The organism is Pyxidicoccus xibeiensis (assembly GCF_024198175.1).
GTDB lineage: Bacteria > Myxococcota > Myxococcia > Myxococcales > Myxococcaceae > Myxococcus > Myxococcus xibeiensis.
In genome coordinates this window covers 11,835-25,534 of the sequence record NZ_JAJVKV010000012.1, presented here as the reverse complement: position 1 = coordinate 25,534, position 13,700 = coordinate 11,835, and the positions used below count along the sequence as shown (strand labels likewise).

Here is a 13,700-nt window from a genome sequence, read left to right as displayed (position 1 = left end):
CCCGGGCCCCTCTCGGGCGCGGCGACAAGGAAGGCCGATGAGAATCTGCGTGAAGACGGCGGTGATGCCGAAGGACAAGACGTGGGCCTCGCCGATGCGGGTCGACTTCAGCGAGGACCTGCTGCCGGGTGAGCGCGTGCTCGCGGCGATGGCGGGGCTCAGCTACTTCCGGACGTACTACGCCGACAACGGCGCCACCTCCGAGCCGGTGGGCCAGCTCAGCGTGACGCTGGTGACCAACCTCGCCGAGGACGCCGTCCTCGTCACCGCGAACCTGGTGATGACCAACTACACGGGTGGCGAGGCGGCGAGCTCCACGGATGGCAGCGGGCACGACAGCTTCGTGCGCATCACCGTCGTCGCCGCGCTCGGCCGCACCATCTCCAACAACCAGGTGGTGGCGGGCAACCTCTACGGCCTCAATGGGACGTGGGGCGAGTCCATTCCCATTGCCTCCTCGACGGCGGACACGCGCGCGTTCCTCTCCGGCTTCTTCATCGCGGGCACCAGCGCCATGGAGGTGAGCAGCCTGTCGCTCACCACGTCCATGGCGAAGCCCGGCGGAGCCCTGGCGACCGTGTCGGGGACGGCGTCGCTCAGCGGAGACGAGGAGCTGACCGGCAAGGCGGACGTGGCCTTCCTGTCGACGGACGGGGTGACGTCGTACCGGGTGCTGTCCATCGACACGAACTCCGACCAGTGGGACGAAATCAGCGAGAGCCTGGGCGTGAAGTGCGACTTCAGCGTGAAGCCCTCCCTCGCGGAGGGTGAGACGGTGCGCCGGGCCGGGGTGCTCCTGCAGAACGTGACGCTCGACCTCGAGGACGACGAGAAGAGCGACCTGGAGCTCTTCGAGGCGGGCGTCACCTCCGACACGCTGAGCATCTCCGCGGATGGCAGCATCTCCGGGACACTCATCATGAACATCTTCAACTCACGCTCGGGGGACGACTACGGCATCGAGCCACCTCCGACGAGCAACCTGACTGCGTTCGTGGTCGCCGAAATCTCACGGCGGCCGGCCGGAGGTGCACGATGAGCTGGGAATTCGGCTACCAGGAAGTCGCCTCTGGCGACACGGCGACGTTCGACTTCTCGGGGGACGTGGCGCTGGCGCTGTACGGCATCTCGCGCTTCGACATCACCTTCGACATCGATGCGACGGTCATCGGCCTGGTGGGCTCCAGCATCTCCGGGTTCGGGGTGCAGCTGACGCGGGAGAACGCGGGGGAGGACAGCCGGCGGCAGGTCAAGGTGAAGGCCACCGTGACGGGCACGCCCATCACCGCCTCCCGGGTGGGGGTCACTGTGCTCGCGTGGGTGGGGGGTGCTTCGAGCACGCGGTTCATCGTGAGCAGCTCGGGCCTGGCGACGGGGGAGATGTCGCAGCCGCAGAGCGTGGTGGCCTGGCCGGCGTTCGCCTCCGCCGTCCTGACGGGCTTCAAGCTCGCCTACACCTCTGGCAGCCACGACGTGAGCGGGGTCGGCGCCTCGGCGGGAGTCGCGGCGTCCATCACCACTCCGGGCGCCGCCTACGTCACGGGCGCGGCGACGCTGACGGGCGACGGCGCCTCCGGCTGCACGGTGGACCCGTCAGGACTGGTGCTGGCGGACGCGGAGGAGGGGGCGTGGTTCGGGCTCGTCTCGGACGAAGCACAGTACGAGGTCGATGACACCAACTGGGGGACGCGGCGGCTTCGCGTGGAGACGGGTGCGCCCGTGCCGCTGAAGGGCGCGGTGGTGCTGCTGCAGTCCTTCTTCGGGCGGTTCAAGGCGACGGCGTCCGAGCCGGTCCCCGTGTACAGCGTCAGCATGGGCGCGGGCGTGCCGGTGCTGTCGGCGGAGAATGGCGTCTTCGAGTTCGACTCCACCCGGTGGCTGACGAACATCTACATCGATACGGCGGTGGGGAAGACCTACTACGACCCAGCGCAGACCTACTCGGCCGTCTATCTCTGGGCCGCGCTGTAGGTGACAAAGGGAAGGACCGGGTGGCGCGGCGCGGTTCACTCCTGGTCCACAATCCAGCCCCCTTCACCGAAACGAGGGCTCCCATGCGCGCCGTCCAGGTCGTCCCGCTCCTGCTGCTCCTGGCCTCCACCGTCTCCTGCAGCAGCGCGCAGACGGTGGAGGACCCCGACAAGCCGCCTCCGCCGAAGACGACGGTGGTGGTGGAGAACCAGAAGACCGTCGACTTCAACCTCTACGTGCTGAACGGAGCGGGCCGCGTCCGGCTGGGCACCGTCCCGGGGATGACGAGGCGCACCTTCACCCTTCCCCACCACATGATTGGCACCGCGGACCGGGTCCGCTTCGGCCTGGAGCAGATTGGCACCTTCGGGGATGACGAGCGCATCGGCACCCGGCGGAGCTACACCAGCGAGGAGGAGCTCCCCGTGCGCGCCGGTGAAGAGGTGTCGCTGAGCATCAAGTAGCGCGTCAGTCCAGCAGGTGCGGGTTGCGGAGGATGAGCAGCCCCGCCTGCACCATGGCGGTGTACTCGTTGAGGTGGCCGCCGGCCATGAGCGCCGACACGTCGCGGCTGCCGCCCGCGGCGAGCGCCTGGTCCACCTTCTTCTCGCCCTGGTTGTACGCGGCGAGCGCCAGCCGCCAGTCGCTGTAGCGCGCATGCAGGTCTGACAGCAGCGCCGCGGCGGCCTGCGTCTCACGCGTCACGTCCAGCCGCTCGTCACGCGTGGCGCTCACCTCCAGGCCGTAGCGCCGCGCCGTGTCGGGGATGAACATCCACACGCCCGCGCCACGCAGGCCCGGGGCCAGCGACGGACGCCCGTCCGTCTCCGGCATGTTCGTCGCGGCGGACTCGATGAGGGCCACCGCGAGCAGGCCCTCGGGAAGCCCCTTGGCGCGCAGCGGCCCGGCCAGCGCCTCACGCTGCGGCGCCAGGTTGGCCAGCCCGCGCTTCATGAAGGCGCGGCCCTTCTCCGTGGAGAGGAGCTTGTTGAGCTGCTCCACCACCCGCGCGTCCACCACCACCGGCAGGTCTCCCTCCGGCTGGCTGGACTTCACGAGCGCCTGCGCCTCCGCCAGCGTCACCGTGCGGCCACGCGCCGCGCCCTGCGCCAGCGTGGCCAGGGGAAGGAGGATGAAGCACAGCGCGGCCAGGAGCGCCGGGGCGCCGTGGGAGCGGAGGGGACGGGGTTGGAACAGCATCTGGATTCTCCGGGTGGTCGGGTGGGACATGCCGGTGGCTCCGGCGGGAAGGGGCGGTGCGCCCGGGAGGGAGAGCGCCGCCTGCAGCAGGCAGCGGGCGTAGGCGTGCACCTGGGCACGGCCGCTGGCCACCAGCGCCTCGTCACACGCCAGCTCCTGCAGCGCGACGAGCCAGCGCGACAAGAGATGCGCGGCCGGGTGCCAGAAGAAGGCGCCGGTGAGGACGAGGCGCGCGAAGGCCAGGTGCGTGTCGCGCTGGCGGTGGTGCTGCAGCTCGTGCAGCACCGTGAGCCGGAAGACCTCCGCGTCGCCGAGGAGGACGGGCGGCACCACCACATACGCGGAAGGCAGGCCCCGGAGGCGCGGGAACCACGCGGAGAAGGCGGGCATGCCCTCTTCGCCCAGCACCACCCGGACGCGGCCCACGCTCCGCACGCGGGGCAGGGACTCCAGCCGGCGCAGCAGCCGCTGGTGGCGCACCAGCGCCCGCGCGGTGAAGAGCGCCGCGCCCACCACCAGCGCGAGCGCGACGAGCGGCACCACGGGCGGCAGCGACGGCGCGGCGGCGCGCGGTGTGGGCGAAGCCCTGGCGGCGGGTGCGTCCCACGCAGGCGCGGGGAGCCTTCCAGCATGGCGCGCCACCGAGCGCTCGAAGGTGAAGAGCGGCCCGGCTGGAGCCAGCGCGTGCGCGGCCGTGGCCAGCAGCGGCAGGACGAGCGCGAGCAGCAGCGCGCCCCGCCCCACGCTCAGTGACTGGCGGGCGGACAGCGGCGCGCCCACCTTCGCGAGCAGCGCCAGCGCGCCTCGCGCCAGCAGCAGCGCCACCGGGAGGAGCAGCGCCACCGCGACATATAATGATGCGAGCTCCCGGAGGGCGGCACTCACGGCTTGCCCCCCTTGGACTGGAGTAGCTTGCGGATGCGCTCCACCTCCTCGGGAGGCAGCGGCACCGCTTCCACCAGCCGCGCCACCAGCGCGGACGGTGTGCCGGCGAAGACGGTGTCCACCAGGTGGCGCAGGCTCTGCGCCTCGTAGGTGTCCCGCGGCAGCACCGCCGAGTACAGGTGGCCACGCCCCTGCTTGCGGCTCTTCACCACGCCCTTCTGCTCCAGGATGCGCAGCACGGTGGAGACCGAGGTGTACGCGAGCGCGCGCTCCGCCGGCAGCGCGGCGAGCACGTCCGCCACGCTCACCTCGCCGAGTCTCCAGACAATCTGCATCAGCTCGAGCTCCACCGGCGTCAACGGCCGGGGCGCTTCGGGCTCGGGTTTGCCAGTCACGCGGAACCTCCGTGAGCAGCAAACTACTAAGACCTTAGTTGTTCGTCAACTAAGGCCTTAGTTGATTCATGGCGCCGGGGTGTCGGCGTGGCTCACACCCCCAGCGCCTGGCGCAGCTCCGGGAGGCGCTGGGACTTCACGGCGCCGAAGACGAAGCGGTCCGGCCGCAGCACCACCACGTCGGCGGTGTAGCGGGAGAACCACTCGGTGAGCTTCCCGGTGACGTCCTCGACGGCCGGGGCGTCCGCCTTCGCCGGGCCCTGCGCCGAGGGGCGGAACGTCAAGAGCCGGCCGCCCAGCGACTCCGCCAGCCCGCGCGCCGCGGCCAGCTCGGCCGCCGGAGCGTCATGCCGGCACAGCACGGTGAAGTCGTTGCCCAGGGTGTCGTCGAGGAGCACCTCCTCGCCGGACTCCAGCCGCACGCGGGGCTGCGGGAAGTACGTCCCCTCCGCCGCCTTGCCGGCCGCGGGCTTGCCGCCGAAGTAGTAGCCCCGGTCATGCAGCGGCGGCTGCTTGAACTCGAAGCCCTGGATGAAGCGGCGCACGCGGGGGATGCGCTGCATGGTGCGCATCACCGCGTCGCGCGCGGCGGCCACCCAGGGGTTGCGCGCCAGGAAGAGGTGGCCCACCTGCACGCAGAGCTTCTGCACCGCCTCCACGTGCGGCCGGCGCTCCTGCTCGTAGGTGTCCAGCAGCGCGTCCGGCGCCTGCCCGTGCAGCACGCGCTTGAGCTTCCACGCCAGGTTGGACGCGTCACGCAGGCCGGACACCAGCCCCTGGCCCATGAAGGGCGGCATGGTGTGCGCCGCGTCGCCCAGCAGGAAGACGTTGCCGTCGCGCCAGCGCGCCGCGTTGAGGCAGTGGAACGTGTACACCTGCGCCCGCTCGATTCGGACCCGCGACGGGTCGATGTAGGGGGCAATCAGCTTCGCAATCGTCTCCGGCCGCTCCAGCTCCTCGCGCGTCTCGCCGGGGAGCATCATGAACTCCCAGCGGAGCTGGTTCACCGCGCCCGTGGCGACGAAGGCCGGGCGCTTCGGGTCGCACACGAAGCGGCAGATTTCAGGGGCCGGGCCCTCGATGGTGCCGGACACCGCCAGCCAGGGCTCGCCGTACGCCTTGCCCGACATCTGGATGCCCATCGTCTTGCGCACGCCGCTGCGCGCGCCGTCACAGGCCAGCAGGTACCGGCCGCGCACCGAGTGCTCCGCGCCCGTGACGGCGTCCCGGTAGCGCACCGTCACCCCGGACGCGTCCTGCTCCACCCGCTCCACCGCCATCCCCTGGCGCAGCTCCACGTGCTCGAAGCGCTTGAGCCCCTCGCGCAGCTCGCGCTCCAGCAGCGGCTGGTGGAAGAACCACAGCGGCGTGTGCCCGAAGCCGAAGTCGGTGTCGCCGGTGTGCACCTCCGCGAAGCGCTGGCCGGTGCCGCCCACGTACTCCGCGAAGCGCGTCTCACGCATGTCCTTGCGCAGCAGGTCCAGCAGCCCCGTGGCCTGGTAGATGCGCAGCCCCTCGTCGTCGCACGAGAAGGCGCGGGGCTCGCCGTGGGGCGCCGTGTCCCGCTCCAGCAGCAGCGTCCGCACCCCCATCAGCCCGAGCAGGTTGCCTGTCAGCGCACCCACCGGACCGCAGCCGCTGATGATGACATCTACCTGCATGTCGGACTGTTGGCTGTCGCAACCCATGGTGCCTCCTTGGGCAATCTCTCGCATATTGATTAACCCAAGGGTGTGACCACGCTGTGACGGGCGAAAGTTTTCGGAACGCCTTTGACAGGCCATCCACCCAGAGCGGCGAGCTGCCGTATGGCGGAAAACCCACACGCAAAATTTGTCACCCCTGGGGCAATCCCTACCCGTGACGGATGACCGGGTATGGCGTGTTACGTTCCGGGCTCTCCCATCCGAGGGGGGCCCGGGGAGGACATGGCAGGAGACGACGTGTCAGGTACGGCAGGCGTCCGCCTGGAGCTCCTGGGCGAGGCCCGGCTCCGGTGCGGCGAGGCGCTCATCCCATTGGAGCGTCGCACGGCCGGCGTGCTGGCATGGCTCGCGCTGGAAGGGCCGCACCCCAAGTACCGGCTCGCGGGCCTGCTGTGGGCGGACTCCAGCGAGACGACGGCGCGCAACAACATGCGCCAGCTGCTGCGGCGGCTGCGGCTGGCGTGCGCCGCGGAGCTGGTGCAGGGCACGGACGTGCTCTCACTGTGTGAGCGGGTGGTCACGGACGCCGCGGAGCTGCAGGCGCACGTGCTGTCGGGGCGGTACGCGCAGGCCCTGGCGCTGGACGGCGTGCTGCTGGGTGCGCTGGAGTACGACGACTGCGCCGAGTTCCAGTCGTGGCTGGAGGGTGCGCGCGAGCGGGTGGACAAGCTGCGCCGGCGCGCCGTGCACTCGGAGTCCGAGGCATGTGAGCGGCGGGGCGATTTGTCCGGGGCGCTGACACTGGCGGAGCGGCTGTTGGGGATGGACCCGTACTCGGAGGAGGCGTGGCGGCGGCTGATGCGGCTGCACTACGTGTCCGGGGACCGGATGGCGGCGCTCAACGCCTTCGAGCGGTGCCGGCGCCTGCTGCGCGAGGAGCTGGCCACCACGCCGCTGCCGGAGACGGTGGCGCTCGCGCGGGAAATCGAGCGGGGCCCGGCGGCGGGCAAGCCCGCCACCGTGGTGAAGGCGAAGCTGCCGCTGTCGGTGCTGCGCCCGCCGGTGCTGGTGGGCCGCGAGCGCGAGTGGGCGCGGATGGAGGCGGCGTGGGAGGCGGGGCAGACCATCTTCCTCTTCGGCGAGCCCGGCGTGGGGAAGACGCGGCTGGCGCACGACTTCGCCGCGTCGCGCGGCGCGCACATCTCCCTGGAGGCGCGGCCGGGAGAGTCGAACGTGCCGTACTCCTCGCACGTGCGGCTGGTGCGGCAGCTCTTGGCGAAGCGGCCGGACACGAAGCTGGAGCCGTGGGTGCGGCGCGAGCTGGCGCGGCTGCTGCCGGACCAGGCCGGGCCGGAAGGGGTGCCCCCGCCCATGGCGGACGAGGCGGACCGCAGCCGCTTCCTCGAGGCGCACTGCGAGCTCATCTACCAGCTGTGCGCGGGGGTGGACGCGCTCGTCGCGGATGACCTGCAGTACATGGACTCCGCCACGGCCGAGTTCGCGGTGCTGATGCTGTCGCGCCGTCACGCCCCCGGGCCAGGGGGGCGCTTCCCGCGCTTCATCGACACGTTCCGGAAGGACGAGCTGTCGCCCCAGGCGGCCGCCTGCATCCAGCAGCTGGTGGTGGCGGGGCTGGCCGTCGTCATCGAGCTGGCGCCGCTGGGCCTGGACGCGGTGGGCGCGCTGCTCAACAGCCTGGACCTGCCCGGGGTGGACCGGCTGGTGGGCGACGTGTCGCGGCACACGGGCGGCAACCCGCTCTTCATCACCGAGACGCTCAAGCACCTGCTGGAGACGGGCGGGCTGGAGCGCGGCTGGCCCGAGCACGTGCCGCCGTCCGGCCGGGGCCAGCAGCTCATCCAGCAGCGCCTGGAGCGGCTGTCTCCCTCCGCCCTGCAGGTGGCGCGGCTGGCGTCGCTGGCGAGGACGTCCTTCGGCCTGGAGCTGGCCGGCGAGGTGCTGGAGATGAACACCCTCTCGCTGGCCACGCACCTGGCGGAGCTGGAGGCGGCGCAGATCTTCCGCGGGGAGCGCTTCACGCACGACCTGCTCTTCGAGGTGGTGCGCCAGGGTGTCCCGCGCTCGCTGGAGGCGCTGTTCCACCGGCGGCTGGCGGCGGCGCTGGAGCTGCGCAAGGCGGCACCGGCGGTGGTGGCGCAGCACTGGCTGGACGGCGGCGAGCCCCGGCGCGCCGTGCCCTTCCTGCTGGCGGCGGCACATGCCGAGGCGGGGGCGCTGCGGCACCTGGAGGCCGCCCTGCTCTACCACCGCGCCGCCGCGCTGCTGGATGAGACAGGGAATGCCGACGAGGCCGCCCGCATCAGGTCGCGGGTCCGGGGCATTCCCAGCGCATAGCGGGCCCCCGCCGAAAAGGCAGACACCGCGTCGGACCCCGCCGGCTGTTTCACGTTGTATCGGAGCCCGGCGGCGCGTCACGGTGAGCCCCCGCGGGATGTCTACGGGGTCTCCCTTATAAGGAGATGAAGGGCGGAAACCTGTCTGTATTGGAGGTGGAGACAGGGCCCCACACTTGTTTCGGCCCAAGGGCAAGCACTTATTTCAGATGGCATTGCGCGTCATCCGCTTCCCCCCGTCTGTATCACCCCCGAGGGCAGGTCGAGTGCTCGGAACCACACGGAGCCTTGCCCCAGCGGTCAGGTGCCTGCCTACCCAGCGGTGCAAATTCTCACCGCATGACTACGACGATTGAACATGCCGGGTTCAACAAGGTGACGTCGCTGTACCCCGAAGAGCAGGAGCTGATGGCTCCGGATGCGCTCGAGCTGACGCCTCAAACGGCGAATCAGTTGCGAGCCAAAGCCAGCCATTGGCTCACGCGCGCGCAGAAAGACTTGCATGATGCCATCTTCGCGCGCGATGGCTCGGATGAGAGCCTGGACCTCTACGCGAGCGCTCGCGCGGAGCTCGACTCGGCCGAGGCCTGGGCCCTGCGCGTCGCCAAGGCCCTCAGCCGCCAGCGGGACTGAGCCCCGGCACCGCACCGGTCCGGTGCGGCCCTCCAGCGCGCTCGCCGTGGACGGAGCGCGCGGGCCTACCGTCCGCGCGCTTCAGCTCGCGGCGCCCGGTGAGCCCCCCGCGAGCGGCGCGGGGGCGGGCACGGGCGGACGCTGCTCCCCATAGGGGAAGTAGTCCTTGAGCTTGAGCAGGTGCTTCTCGAAGAGGTTCCAGCTCACCAGCGCCAGCCCCAGCGAGAGGCCCGCGGCGACGACATAGAAGAGCAGCTGCATGGGGATGTCCGTCCCCCCCACCGTCTGCAGCGGCAGCTTCAGCACCGTCCTGCGCAGGATGGCGTCCAGCGGCGAGTGGATGAGGTAGATGGCGTAGCTGTACTTGCCATACGTCCGCAGCAGCTTCGACGAGAGGAAGCGGTGCAGGGGGTGGCCCGGCGCGACGGCCACGGCCTTGTACACCCCCGCCGCATAGACGATGGCGATGGCGGTGTAGCCGCCCGTGCGCTTCACCAGCTCGTAGAGCGGCCCCACGGGCATCACCACCATGACGAGCACCAGCGGCACCGCGGCGTACACGCCCCAGCGCATCCACGGGAAGGCCTTGAGCCCCAGTCCCTCCGGGTGGCGCAGCGCCAGGGCGAGCAGCCCGCCCAGGGCCAGCGAGTCCACGCGGCTGAACGTCGTCACGTAGGTGCTCTCGATGCTGGCCCCGGCCAGGGCGAGCCCCACGCGCACGGCGAGGGCCAGGGCGATGGTGCCCAGGCACAGCCGGATGGCGCCCCGGTACGACACCGCGGCGATGAGGAACGGCCAGACGATGTAGAACTGCTCTTCAATCGCCAGCGACCACACCACGCCGAGGATGGGGTGCGTGGTGTCCACCCACAGCTGGTAGAAGTTGGAGAGGTACAGCAGGTACCAGACGGCGCCCTCGGTGGTGATGCGCTCGTCCAGGTTGAAGCGGCCCGCGAGCGCCGGCAGCACCAGGAACGAGATGGCCAGCGTCAGGTAGTACAGCGGGAAGATGCGCAGGAAGCGGCGCATGTAGAAGTTGCGGAAGAAGTACGGCTGCCCCTTCGCCTCCCACAGGATGCCGGTGATGAGGAAGCCGGACAGGACGAAGAACAGGTCCACGCCCGTCCATCCCGCGCCCGCCAGCCACCACGTCGCCTTGCCCACGGCACTGCCGGCGCTCAGGTGCGTGGTGTGGAAGAAGACCACCAGGAGCACGGCGAGGCCTCGCACGCCATCCAGCACGGGCAGGTGGCCCCCCAGGCGCGGGCCGTGCGCCGCCGCGGAGTCCGGGCGCGCGGAATTGGGATGCATGGAAGACATTTACCAACAACGGTTGCACCCCAACAAGACCGCCTCCCTTTGCGGCAGGGCAGGCAACCAGGCGTGTTTGCTGGCTCAACCCGCCTTCGCCGGCCCCTGCCCTCACGGGCGGATGGGGAAAAAGCACGGGCGGGTGAAACTCCGGACGGGCTCGTGACACGGTGAGGCCGTGGCTCTTCTTTCCGCGGTGAAGATGGTGCTGGCAGGTGCGCCCCCGTCCGACATGGACCGGGAGCGGGCCCTGCTGCGCCGGGCGCGCGCTGGAGACCCGGCGGCGTTCCGGACGCTCTTCGAGCGCCATGCCCCCGCCGTGTGGCGCTTCCTCAGGGACCTGCTGCGCGACGAGCCCGCGGCGGACGAGGCCACGCAGGAGACCTTCGTGCGCGCGCACGGGCGGCTCGGGGCGCTGCGCGACGAGGACCGGCTCGGCGCGTGGCTCCTGGGCATCGCCCGCCACGTGTACCTGGAGTCCCGGCGCGGCCGGGGCATCCACGTGGACGTGGACGACGAGGAGCACGCGAGCCGGGTGGAGGCGGTGCTGCCCACGCCCACCCCCGAGGACTTGCTGCTGGACCGGGAGCTGGAAGGGCTGCTGGCCAATGCGCTGGGCCTGCTGCGCGAGGAGCGGCGCGCGGCGCTGCTGCTGCGCATCGACCACGGCCTTCCCTATGAGGAGATTGCCTCGGTCATGGGCTGGTCCCTGCAGAAGGTGAAGAATGAAATCCACCGCGCACGGCTGCAGCTGCGCGAGCAGCTGGCGGCCCATGTGGGAGGTCGCCCATGAGCGCCTGCCGTGAACACGAGCTGGACGCGCTGCTGGCCGGAGAGCTGTCCCCCGAGGACGCGGCCCGTGTCGGCGCCCATGCGGAGACATGCCCCGCGTGCAGGCACGCGCTGACGTGGCTCCGGACGGAGCGGGGGTGGATGGCCCAGCGCGCGCGCCGGACGCCGGCGCGCCCCGCGCTGAGCTTCTCCGCGCTGGAGGCCCGGCTCGCGCGCCGTCCCGCCGTGGCGCGCTGGGTGCCCCACCCGGGCACCTGGACGAACTGGGGGAAGATGATGATGGGCGCCGCCGCCGCGGTGGCCTTCGTCGGCCTCAGCCTCGTGCGCGGGGGCCCCGTGTCGGGCGGAGACGAGCCCTGGAGCCGCGAGGTCTTCGCCGCCGCCCTGGGTGGTGAGGCGTGCGAGGACCCCTCCCGTGAGGCGGTGGCAGCGCTGGAGGCCTCCGTGGGCGCCTGCCTCGTGGCCTCGCCCCGGCTGTTCACCCTGCGCTGATGCCGCTGAAGCCGGGCCCCTTGAACGCGAAAGCCCCCGGAGCCAGGGCGGCGCCGGGGGCCTTGCTTCCTTCATGCGCCCGGGTGCCCCGCCTCGCTCAGGCGGGGCACCGAAGCCTCACGGCAGCGGCGCGGGCGGCCGCGGCCAGGTGTCGTTGGCGTACTTGATGGCATCGGCGGCCTGCACCAGGCCATGGCCATACTTCGCGTCCTTGAGCGCGGGCCCCAGGTCCTTGGCGCTCTTCTCCAGCGCCTGGCGCACCTGCGCGGCGGTGAGGTCCCGCCGCGCGCTCCACACGAGCGCGGCCACGCCGGCCGCGTGCGGCGTGGCCATGGAGGTGCCCGACTGGATGAGGTAGTCCGAGCCGCTGACGTCCACCGTGACTTCCCGGCCGATGAGCGACCGCAGGGCGCCGCCGCTGTCCAGGGCCACGGACGCGGTGGGCACCCAGTTGGCGGACGGCGAGGTGAGCGTGAAGTTGCCCGCCCCGTCCTCGGCATCGTTGTTGACGACGATGACCGCCCGGGCGCCCGCGCGGATGGAGTTGCGCGCCTTCTCCTCGAAGAAGATGCCGCCGCCGCGCTCGACGACCGCCACGAACCCCGAGCAGGTGGCATCCCCGCCGCAGGCCTCGATGCTGTCTCCCAGGCCGCAGTTGACCAAGCGGCCGGTGTACTTGCCGATGCCCGAGTACTCCAGCGGCGAGGCGATGATTTCCGTGCCCTGCGCGCTGACGCCGGCGAACGGCGCGGCGCCCCGGAGGGTGGCGCTCAGCACGCTCACGCCCGGCGCCACCAACGACACCTGGTCCCCGAACTGCGAGAAGCTGGCCCACTCACCGGCGAAGTCCACCGCGCCCACCGCAATCACCGTGGGGTAGGCCGCGGGGTAGGACACCTTGTCCGCGCCCGAGTTGCCCGTCGCCGCGAAGGACAGCACGCCCGCCTGCGCGGCCTGCTGGAAGGCCAGCCGCTCGTTGGCGGACTCACGCTCCGCGCCCAGCGACAGCGAGGCGATGTTGGCCCCCTGCGCCGTGCACCACTCGATGGCGCGGATGACGTCGTCCGTGCGGCCATTGCCGCGCACGTCCAGCACGCGCGCAATCAGCAGCGACGCGGTGGGCGCCACGCCCGCCACGCCGTTGGGGTCCGTGCCCTGGCGGACCGTACCGCCGCCGCCGAGCTGCGCCGCGATGGTCCCCGCGGTGTGGGTGCCGTGGCCGCCGCCGCGGATGGGATTGAGGTCGACGTCCAGCGACTCGTCCTTCGGGTCGTCATCGTTGTCGATGAAGTCCTTGCCGCCGATGTACGCATCCTTCAGCTCCGGGTGCGTGTAGTCCAGGCCGCTGTCGATGACGCACACCTTGATGCCGGTGCCGGAGCCCGCGCCGGTATCCAGCACGCCGTCGCTGTTCGCGTCCCAGACGGAGGGGGCCTGCACCATCTGGAGGCCGGGGGTGTACTCGCCCACGGAGCCGGAGGAGTTGGGCGCGCCGCCCAGCCAGACACTCGCGGGCAGCCGCGGCATGCCCATGGCGCGCACCACGCGGTTCTCCTCCACGAACGCCACGTCCGGGTCCCGGGCGAGCGCCTCGCGGGCCGCGGCCGTCACGCGCGCGGACACCATGTTCAGCCGGGGGAAGCGGTGCTTCACCTGGGCGCCGGCGCGCGTCGCCGCGGAGGCGAGCACGTCCTCGCGCGCCTTCTCGTTCATGGCGCTGGCGGACACGCGGGGCTTGTAGGTGATGAGCACCTCCTCCAGGCCGTCGCCCGCCGTCTCACCGCTGAGGCCGGCGCCCTGCTGCAGCCAGCCCTCCGCGGTGCCGGGGCAGGCCTGGGCCTCCACGGAGTCCTTGTTGCAGGCCACGAGGCCGCCGACCAGCCCGAGCAAGACCCAACGCTTCATTGTCGTTCTCCCTTAACGCGCCCCGGCCAGCAGGTGGTTGCGACGGTCCTTCCGGCCCCCGCTGGAGGCCGATGTGAACGAGAGGACAGCGTGTCCCGTTCCCGGCGCGCAAGTTA

General features: G+C 71.4%; 12 protein-coding genes. 7 read left to right on the top strand and 5 right to left on the bottom strand.

Translation table 11 applies throughout. From position 1 onward, the window contains the following. Positions 1–37: 37 nt before the first annotated feature. The 3 genes from LXT23_RS37030 to LXT23_RS37020 all read left to right on the top strand — a co-directional run bounded on the left by LXT23_RS37030 (position 38) and on the right by LXT23_RS37020 (position 2,435). A complete protein-coding gene (locus tag LXT23_RS37030; protein ID WP_253985145.1) occupies positions 38–1,039 on the top strand; it encodes a hypothetical protein in 1,002 nt (333 codons plus the stop codon). Then, positions 1,036–1,971: a hypothetical protein gene (locus tag LXT23_RS37025; RefSeq protein WP_253985144.1), complete on the top strand. Its 936-nt coding sequence runs from the start codon at positions 1,036–1,038 to the stop codon at positions 1,969–1,971. Before LXT23_RS37030 ends, LXT23_RS37025 begins: the two co-directional genes overlap by 4 nt. 83 nt (positions 1,972–2,054) lie before the next feature. Beyond that, positions 2,055–2,435: a hypothetical protein gene (locus LXT23_RS37020; RefSeq protein WP_253985143.1), complete on the top strand. Its 381-nt coding sequence runs from the start codon at positions 2,055–2,057 to the stop codon at positions 2,433–2,435. Between the two features lie 4 nt (positions 2,436–2,439). On the opposite strand, the gene LXT23_RS37015 is transcribed toward LXT23_RS37020, so the two are convergent. From LXT23_RS37015 to mhpA, 3 genes are all read right to left on the bottom strand, one after another. Continuing rightward, entirely contained in the window at positions 2,440–4,056 is a 1,617-nt protein-coding gene (locus LXT23_RS37015; RefSeq protein ID WP_253985142.1) for a M56 family metallopeptidase, read from the bottom strand. Continuing rightward, positions 4,053–4,451, bottom strand: coding sequence for a BlaI/MecI/CopY family transcriptional regulator (locus LXT23_RS37010; RefSeq protein ID WP_253985141.1), 399 nt, complete (start codon positions 4,449–4,451; stop codon positions 4,053–4,055). The genes LXT23_RS37015 and LXT23_RS37010 overlap by 4 nt, the downstream gene beginning before the upstream one ends. Positions 4,452–4,543: 92 nt before the next feature. After that, the gene (gene mhpA, locus LXT23_RS37005; RefSeq protein ID WP_253985140.1) at positions 4,544–6,139 is read right to left on the bottom strand and encodes a bifunctional 3-(3-hydroxy-phenyl)propionate/3-hydroxycinnamic acid hydroxylase MhpA; all 1,596 of its coding nucleotides are present in this window, start codon (positions 6,137–6,139) and stop codon (positions 4,544–4,546) included. A gap of 255 nt (positions 6,140–6,394) precedes the next feature. Here mhpA and LXT23_RS50225 point away from each other — a divergent pair, with 255 nt between their 5' ends. Together LXT23_RS50225 and LXT23_RS36990 are read left to right on the top strand one after the other, a co-directional pair. Continuing rightward, positions 6,395–8,452, top strand: a complete 2,058-nt coding sequence (locus tag LXT23_RS50225) for a BTAD domain-containing putative transcriptional regulator (RefSeq protein WP_323379124.1) — start codon at positions 6,395–6,397, stop codon at positions 8,450–8,452. A 338-nt stretch (positions 8,453–8,790) separates the two neighbouring features. Next, positions 8,791–9,084, top strand: coding sequence for a FruA-associating protein, FapA (locus LXT23_RS36990; RefSeq protein WP_253985139.1), 294 nt, complete (start codon positions 8,791–8,793; stop codon positions 9,082–9,084). Between the two features lie 81 nt (positions 9,085–9,165). Here the strand turns inward: LXT23_RS36990 and LXT23_RS36985 are convergent, their stop codons facing one another. Then, positions 9,166–10,395, bottom strand: coding sequence for an acyltransferase family protein (locus LXT23_RS36985; protein ID WP_253985138.1), 1,230 nt, complete (start codon positions 10,393–10,395; stop codon positions 9,166–9,168). Between the two features lie 178 nt (positions 10,396–10,573). On the opposite strand from LXT23_RS36985, the gene LXT23_RS36980 reads away from it, so the two are divergent. Both LXT23_RS36980 and LXT23_RS36975 read left to right on the top strand, forming a co-directional pair. Next, positions 10,574–11,188, top strand: a complete 615-nt coding sequence (locus LXT23_RS36980) for an RNA polymerase sigma factor (protein ID WP_253985137.1) — start codon at positions 10,574–10,576, stop codon at positions 11,186–11,188. Further along, positions 11,185–11,679, top strand: a complete 495-nt coding sequence (locus tag LXT23_RS36975; RefSeq protein ID WP_253985136.1) for an anti-sigma factor family protein — start codon at positions 11,185–11,187, stop codon at positions 11,677–11,679. Before LXT23_RS36980 ends, LXT23_RS36975 begins: the two co-directional genes overlap by 4 nt. A 117-nt stretch (positions 11,680–11,796) precedes the next feature. Here the strand turns inward: LXT23_RS36975 and LXT23_RS36970 are convergent, their stop codons facing one another. Further along, complete coding sequence (locus tag LXT23_RS36970) at positions 11,797–13,584, bottom strand: S8 family serine peptidase (protein ID WP_253985135.1); 1,788 nt, start codon at positions 13,582–13,584, stop codon at positions 11,797–11,799. Positions 13,585–13,700 lie beyond the last annotated feature (116 nt).

What these genes read in the sequence shown, in the direction of transcription:
- LXT23_RS36990 (WP_253985139.1), top strand. Translation starts at nt 8,791, where the DNA reads ATGACTACGACGATTGAACATGCCGGGTTCAACAAGGTGACGTCGCTG.
- LXT23_RS36985 (WP_253985138.1), bottom strand. Translation starts at nt 10,395, where the DNA reads ATGCATCCCAATTCCGCGCGCCCGGACTCCGCGGCGGCGCACGGCCCG.
- LXT23_RS37025 (WP_253985144.1), top strand. Translation starts at nt 1,036, where the DNA reads ATGAGCTGGGAATTCGGCTACCAGGAAGTCGCCTCTGGCGACACGGCG.
- LXT23_RS36975 (WP_253985136.1), top strand. Translation starts at nt 11,185, where the DNA reads ATGAGCGCCTGCCGTGAACACGAGCTGGACGCGCTGCTGGCCGGAGAG.
- mhpA (WP_253985140.1), bottom strand. Translation starts at nt 6,139, where the DNA reads ATGGGTTGCGACAGCCAACAGTCCGACATGCAGGTAGATGTCATCATC.
- LXT23_RS36970 (WP_253985135.1), bottom strand. Translation starts at nt 13,584, where the DNA reads ATGAAGCGTTGGGTCTTGCTCGGGCTGGTCGGCGGCCTCGTGGCCTGC.
- LXT23_RS37020 (WP_253985143.1), top strand. Translation starts at nt 2,055, where the DNA reads ATGCGCGCCGTCCAGGTCGTCCCGCTCCTGCTGCTCCTGGCCTCCACC.
- LXT23_RS37030 (WP_253985145.1), top strand. Translation starts at nt 38, where the DNA reads ATGAGAATCTGCGTGAAGACGGCGGTGATGCCGAAGGACAAGACGTGG.